At 59.5% G+C, this 679-nt stretch carries 1 rRNA gene; it reads left to right on the top strand.

Annotated elements, in window-relative coordinates:
• Positions 1-652: ribosomal RNA gene (locus WS34_RS14975) — 16S ribosomal RNA — on the top strand; the annotation flags it as partial.
• Positions 653-679 lie beyond the last annotated feature (27 nt).

The raw sequence follows: 679 nt of genomic DNA, 5'->3' as shown, positions 1-679 counted from the left end.
CCACCTGGGGAGTACGCCGGCAACGGTGAAACTCAAAGGAATTGACGGGGGCCCGCACAAGCGGAGGAACATGTGGTTTAATTCGATGATACGCGAGGAACCTTACCCGGGCTTGAACTGCAGGAGAACGATTCAGAGATGATGAGGTCCTTCGGGACTCCTGTGGAGGTGCTGCATGGTTGTCGTCAGCTCGTGCCGTGAGGTGTCGGCTTAAGTGCCATAACGAGCGCAACCCCTCTCCGTAGTTGCCATCGGGTTATGCCGGGCACTCTGCGGACACTGCCACCGTAAGGTGTGAGGAAGGTGGGGATGACGTCAAATCAGCACGGCCCTTACGTCCGGGGCCACACACGTGTTACAATGGCCGTCACAGAGGGGAGCCGGGCGACCGGCTCATGATCCTTAAAAACGGTCTCAGTTCGGACTGGGGTCTGCAACCCGACCCCACGAAGCTGGATTCGCTAGTAATCGCGCATCAGCCATGGCGCGGTGAATACGTTCCCGGGCCTTGTACACACCGCCCGTCAAGCCATGAAAGCCGGGGGCGCCTGAAGTCCGTGACCGCAAGGATCGGCCTAGGGCGAAACTGGTGATTGGGGCTAAGTCGTAACAAGGTAGCCGTACCGGAAGGTGCGGCTGGAACACCTCCTTTCTGGAGAGGCCGCTCTTTCCCTTCCCG

The sequence above is a fragment of the Odoribacter sp. N15.MGS-14 genome (assembly GCF_000980245.1).
In the GTDB taxonomy this organism is placed as follows: domain Bacteria; phylum Bacteroidota; class Bacteroidia; order Bacteroidales; family Marinifilaceae; genus Odoribacter; species Odoribacter splanchnicus.
This window is presented reverse-complemented; position numbering and strand designations above follow the sequence as displayed.